The 1,977-nt window shown below is 65.6% G+C and carries 2 protein-coding genes; one reads left to right on the top strand and one right to left on the bottom strand.

Annotated elements, in window-relative coordinates; translation table 11 throughout:
• Positions 1 to 1,146 (top strand): lytic murein transglycosylase (locus ABZD10_RS15415; protein ID WP_372887881.1); only part of this gene is annotated, 1,146 nt, incomplete at its 5' end.
• Positions 1,147 to 1,243: 97 nt separating this feature from the next.
• Here ABZD10_RS15415 and ABZD10_RS15410 read toward each other — a convergent pair.
• On the bottom strand, positions 1,244 to 1,977 hold a 734-nt coding region (locus tag ABZD10_RS15410), incomplete at its 5' end, for an ABC transporter permease (protein ID WP_372887879.1).

Below are 1,977 nucleotides of genomic sequence, written 5' to 3'. Positions count from 1 at the left end.
TGGATCAACGGGTTTCGCGGCCGCGCGCTGAGGGCCGGCATTCAGCCCTCGGTCTTCGATACGGCCCTGTCCGGGGTGCGTTACAACGCCGGCGTGATCCAGAAGGACCGCAACCAGTCCGAGTTCACCAAGACCATCTGGGACTATCTCGACAGCGCCGCCTCGGACACGCGGATCCGCAACGGCAAGGCGGCCCTGCGCCAGCATCGCCGGACCCTCGACGCGATCGAGCGGCGTTACGGCGTCGACAAGGAGGTCGTGGTGGCGGTCTGGGGTCTGGAAAGCGCCTATGGCACCTTCCGGGGCAGCATTCCCACCATCGAGGCGCTGGCCACTCTGGCCTATGACGGGCGGCGCGGCCGCTTCTTCGAGGGGCAGTTGATCGCCGCACTGAAGATCCTGCAGAATGGCGATGTCACGGCCCGCGACATGACCGGAAGCTGGGCCGGCGCCATGGGGCACACGCAGTTCATCCCGACCTCCTATCTCAGCTTCGCGGTCGATTTCACCGGCGACGGCAGGCGCGACATCTGGGATGACGATCCGGCCGACGCGCTGGCCTCGACGGCGGCCTATCTGGCCCGCTCTGGCTGGCAATCGGGCAAGCCCTGGGGGGTCGAGGTGCGGCTGCCATCCGGGTTCAACTACCAGCTCGCCAATCGCAAGATCCTCAAGGCGCCGTCGGACTGGGCCGCGCTTGGCATCACCGGCATCGACGGGCGCGCGGTGCCCGACCGCCACGGCAGGGGATCGATCCTGCTGCCCGCCGGCGGCAATGGCGCCGCCTTTATGATCTTTCGCAATTTCGATGCCATCGAACGCTACAACACCGCCGATGCCTATGTGATCGGGGTCGGCCATCTCAGCGACCGGATCAAGGGCGGCAAGGAGATTCAGGGCAGCTGGCCCCGGGGCGACCGCGCCCTCAGCGAGGGCGAGCGCAAGGAACTTCAGCGCCTGTTGACCCGCGCCGGTTTCGACACCGAGAAGATCGACGGCAAGATCGGCCCGCTGACCATCAACGCGGTACGCGACTACCAGAGCGCCAAGGGTCTGACGCCCGACGGCTATGCCTCGCTGAGCCTGTTGCAGCGTCTGCGCACCGAACAGGGCGGCTCGGGCGCGATCCGGCAAAGCCAGTACTGATTTCCGGCACAGCTTTCCGGCACAGCGTCGCAAAAGAAAACCGGGGCCGATGGGACGGCCCCGGTTTCGTTTTTTCACGTCAGCGATCGTCGCCGGCTCAGGACGGTGTGACCCCGCGCAGCCGCTCGGAGCGACGCCGCAGCAGTTCGACCACGGTCAACAGCCCGATCGAGATGATGACCAGCACCGTCGCCACGGCAAGGATCGTCGGCGAAATCTGTTCGCGGATACCCGAGAACATCTGCCGCGGAATGGTGCGTTGCTTCACGTCGGCAAGCTGCAACACCACCACCACCTCGTCGAAGGAGGTGATGAAGGCGAACAGGCCGCCCGAGATCACGCCCGGCAGGATCAGCGGCATCTGGATGCGGAAGAAGGTCTTGACCGGGTCCGCGCCCATGTTCGCCGCCGCCCGCGTCAGCGAGCGGTCGAAACCCACCAGCGTCGCGGTCACGGTGATGATCACGAAGGGGATGCCCAGGACGGCATGCGCCAGGATCACCTTGATGTAGCCCACCACGTCCTTGGGCAGGCCGAGCACCGCCTCCATCCAGTTGCCGATCTGGCTGTAGAAGAAGAACATGCCCGTGGCCGAGATGATCAGCGGCACGATCATCGGCGAGATCAGGATCGCCATGATCGCGCGCTTGAACGGCACGTGGCTCTGGCTGAGCCCGATCGCGGCGAGCGTGCCCAGCGAGACCGACAGGATCGTCGCGATCGGCGCGATGATCAGCGAGTTCTTGAAGCTGCGCTGCCACTCGTTGTTGGTGAAGAAGTCGCGGTAGTGCTTCAGCGAATAGCCTTCCGGGTCCAGCCGCAGCATTTCGG

The sequence above is a fragment of the Shimia sp. genome, from assembly GCF_041624275.1.
Classification (GTDB): Bacteria; Pseudomonadota; Alphaproteobacteria; order Rhodobacterales; family Rhodobacteraceae; genus Shimia.
The sequence above is the reverse complement of the archived record's forward strand: the minus strand, read 5'-3'. Positions and strand labels throughout refer to the sequence as shown.